Origin of the sequence: Paraburkholderia xenovorans (genome assembly GCF_046030735.1) — a bacterium.
GTDB lineage: Bacteria > Pseudomonadota > Gammaproteobacteria > Burkholderiales > Burkholderiaceae > Paraburkholderia > Paraburkholderia xenovorans_A.
The window spans coordinates 1-3,625 of record NZ_JAQQBV010000083.1; the positions used below are offsets into that span (position 1 = coordinate 1).

The 3,625-nt window shown below is 55.1% G+C and carries 4 protein-coding genes and 1 pseudogene; 3 read left to right on the forward strand and 2 right to left on the reverse strand.

The window, feature by feature from the left end; all coding sequences use genetic code 11:
* Positions 1 to 3: 3 nt before the first annotated feature.
* Positions 4 to 804: a carbon-nitrogen hydrolase family protein gene (locus tag PQQ51_RS34060; protein ID WP_408501579.1), complete on the reverse strand. Its 801-nt coding sequence runs from the start codon at positions 802 to 804 to the stop codon at positions 4 to 6.
* Positions 805 to 987: 183 nt separating this feature from the next.
* Here PQQ51_RS34060 and PQQ51_RS34485 point away from each other — a divergent pair.
* A pseudogene (locus PQQ51_RS34485) lies at positions 988 to 1,227 on the forward strand (hypothetical protein); the annotation flags it as partial.
* Positions 1,228 to 1,238: 11 nt separating this feature from the next.
* The gene (locus PQQ51_RS34070) at positions 1,239 to 1,634 is read left to right on the forward strand and encodes a tyrosine-type recombinase/integrase (RefSeq protein WP_408501581.1); all 396 of its coding nucleotides are present in this window, start codon (positions 1,239 to 1,241) and stop codon (positions 1,632 to 1,634) included.
* A gap of 42 nt (positions 1,635 to 1,676) precedes the next feature.
* Here PQQ51_RS34070 and PQQ51_RS34075 read toward each other — a convergent pair whose 3' ends face one another.
* Positions 1,677 to 3,080 carry a methyl-accepting chemotaxis protein gene (locus PQQ51_RS34075; RefSeq protein WP_408501582.1) on the reverse strand — a complete coding sequence of 468 codons (1,404 nt, stop codon included), beginning with the start codon at positions 3,078 to 3,080 and terminating at the stop codon, positions 1,677 to 1,679.
* 238 nt (positions 3,081 to 3,318) lie between these two features.
* On the opposite strand from PQQ51_RS34075, the gene PQQ51_RS34080 reads away from it, so the two are divergent.
* A partial coding sequence (locus PQQ51_RS34080) for a LysR family transcriptional regulator (protein WP_408501583.1) occupies positions 3,319 to 3,625 on the forward strand: 307 nt, incomplete at its 3' end.

Consider the following 3,625-nt stretch of genomic DNA (forward strand, 5'->3'; position numbering starts at 1 on the left):
TCCTTAGATAACGCGATGATTGGCGATTGGCATGTTCCGACGCACGGCGTCGACATAGTTTTTGTCGAGGGCGGAGGTCACTGCCCCGACGGTGTCGGACGCCTGCGCGACCACGGTACCCCAAGGGTCGACGATCATGCTGTGTCCCCACGAAGACTTGGAACCGCCGGCGTGCGTCGCCACTTGGCCGCAGGCAACGACATACGTCTGGCACTCGATGGCCCGGGCTCGCACGAGTACGTCCCAATGATCCTTTCCTGTCTGCAGGGTGAAGGCGGCTGGCAGCACAATGACGTCGCACCCTTTGTCAACAAGCCGTCGGAACAACTCGGGAAAACGGATGTCGTAGCAGATCGCGCAACCGACGGTGAACGGCCCGGCACGGTATGTGACGACTTCCTGGCCGCGCCCAACGCGGGCGGACTCGAGATAGGTGATCCCGCCCGGGACTTCGACGTCAAATAGGTGAATCTTCCTGTATCGGGTCAAAATCTGGCCTTCTTTGCCGAAGACCACCGTGGTGTTATAGCGATCCGAACCTTCGCGCTCGACCACGCTACCTGCGTGCAAATAGACCTTGAGCTCACCAGCGAGTCGTTTGAGCCATTGGAAAATGGCTCCATCGGGGAACACCTCTCCACTGCTGCGCTGCACGTCATCGTCGCCACTTAAGCAGGCGAAGTACTCGGGTAGCACTATCAGTTCTGCGCCATCGGCAGCGGCTGCGCGAATGAGTCGCTCAGCCTCTGCACAATTGAAGCTCTTGTCGTCCTGAGAATTCATCTGAATCGCTGAAAATTTCATTCCTACCTCCCACATGAAGAATTGATGAAATTGTCAGCTGTTCGCGTCCGCATCCAAATCAAGAAAAATTATTGGTCCGGCTCAAAAAAATCTGATGTTCACGCTCGTCTTGGCGAACGCCGTGTCCGCGGTAAGATACCTGCCCGCGATTTCGGATCGCGCCGCCTTGACGGGAGGCAGGAGATGCTGGGCTTGGAATTTCGCTATGTGGGACAGGATCGCCTGCCCTACCGGTTGTCGGAATTCGATGGCGAGTGCCACTGTGCGCTGACCGACAGTGATGTCGCCGCGATCAACGAGCGTTTTCGGCGCGATCGCCGTGCCAGTGCCGCCATCCGGCTAGTTTTCCTGCGTGCCAGCGGCCACACCCTCGACCATGTTGGTACTCTCCCGCGCCAGTTGTTGCGCTACGTCGGCGAACGACGACCGAGTTGATGGCGGAGCTGACCCGCTATCGCCGACAGTATGGTCTAGCTGCCCTCCCCTATGGCGGTGAAACGACACCGCTGCTGTTGTCGATCGGAGGCACGCATCGGACCATGACACGCGGCGCCGTGCACCTGATCATCAAGCAGGTGTTCGATAATGCGATCGGGCACTTGCAGTCGACGGGTGATGCGCACGAGCGCGCCGCAGAACGGCTGCACCAGGCGTCGGCCCATTGGTTGCGGCATACGACAGGCTCCCGAATGATGGATGGCCAAGTCGATCTGCGATATGTCCGCGACAACCTGGGGCATGAATCAATATCGGCCACTAGCCAGTACCTGCATGCGGACGACGACGATCGGCACCGTGCAACAGAGGCCGGACTGAGACTCAACTGGTAGCAAGATGACAACCGGCCCCTCTGCTTCACAAATTCAGGACCATCATGGCAAATAAGCCAGTCTAACTGCACCCCAATGCGCACCATTGATCCTGACTGGCGCGCTTGCTTCCTTCATCACAACGTTGATTCCGTTGCCCATTCGTCGTCTATAGGTTTGAACCAGAAACGGACCGGGATGAGCTACAGCGGTGACGGTTGTCCGGTCGTCAAATATGCGTCGATTTCGGGAATTGGCCTCATTCCAAACAATATCGTCTGTTTGTGAATGAGAGTACTGCGGATGATTGGTGGGCAAGTATCCATTCCGGTCAAATGCGCCACATATTTTTATGCGGTTATCCAATGTAAGTATGGGATCCTGAATAGACGGCAGGATGTCGTCACATAAACCCGTAAATGCAGCGACGAATTGAGGTGGATTGGATCCGGGCACCGGAACGTAATCATTTGAAAAAAGGTTCTCTGTGGTGATGCGCCCCGTGTTTAACGCTTTTTCGAAAGCCGTCGATACCTCATGAGCGACACGCACGATGGTCTTGATGAACAATGAATCTGCTGTATCTGCGCTAACGACCGCAACGTCATTGAGAAGTTTATCGGAAACCAGTAGAAGTCCTTCAAGACGTCCATGAATATCCGTGACCTGTTGATGGCAGACTGCCGCACTATCCCTGACCGACTGAACAAGCTCGCAGACGGAACCGCAATCCTTTACAACAACGTTCGAGGTCGTTGCCGTGGATTTTGCCTGTGCGTGGAGATCCGAGATTGCACTGGCTGTAGCGATCATGGTGGCGCCGATCTGCACAGTCGTTTCGTCCACCCTCGATGCCCGGCTCAGGTTTTCCGCACTTAAATCCATCAGTGCCTTCATTTCGATCGACAATTGCTTCGTTGTCTTTCCGATCTGGTGCGCAGCATCGTTTGATTGTATTGCCAACTGCTTGACGGCGGACGCGACCACCGCAAAGCTTCTTCCCGCTTCGCCAGCCTTTGCGGCTTCGATGGCCGCATTGATTGAGAGAAGATTGGTTTGCCGGGACACCATGGTTATCATCTCCGCAGCATCCGCAACCTGGCGCAGCGCGTCATGGAGCACGTTCATACGTACACCAATATCTTCGGTTCCACGAACAAGCGAGCGCATCTCATCTAACGAAGAAGAAAGGTCACTACTCGATTGATGAATCCTCTCGGCTGCCGCATGTCCGGTTTCTTGCGCAAGGGTTGCAGATCTGGCGAGCTCAAGATTTTGTTCGCGCAAGCGGGAAGAAAATCGATCCAGATCCTGACACACATCAGCCATACGCCCAGTCGCATCGCTCACGCGCTCGACATTCCCATCGATCTCGCAAATACCGATTCCAATTTCGTCCACATGCGACGCCACGGTTTCGATGAGTGGCGATGCATCCAATTTTCGTCCAGACTGCTTTCGAAACATTCTCATTACCTCATAGCGTGATCCATTCAAGCACCAGCGCGATTGACCTCCCAGTCGAGAAACGAAAAGAAGTCAATCAATTGACCGGGGGCCCATATCTCCAGGTAATACAACCAGCTTGTCTAAAGAAATCTTTACCCAATGCGTTAGTGCTATCTATATCCGTTCAATAAATCCTGGATTACATTCAATATCAGTCGACGATATATCTCACTCACCCATCTGAAGCTGCCGCGCCATGAACTCGATAGACAACATCGACCTGAACCTGCTGCGCGTGTTTCACGCCATCGTCGAGGAGCGCAGCCTGACGCGCGCGGGCGAACGGCTGACCCTTTCGCAGCCGGCCATCAGCTATTCACTTGGGCGCTTGCGCACGCTATTCAACGACCCGCTTTTTATTCGCACCCGTTCCGGCATGCAGCCCACCCCTACTGCGCTAGAACTGTCAGAGATCGTCGGGCGTGCTTTGTGTACCGTGCGTGAAGCCATGCGCCACGCCGAACGATTCGACCCGGTCATCAGCACGCGAACGTTTCGTCTTT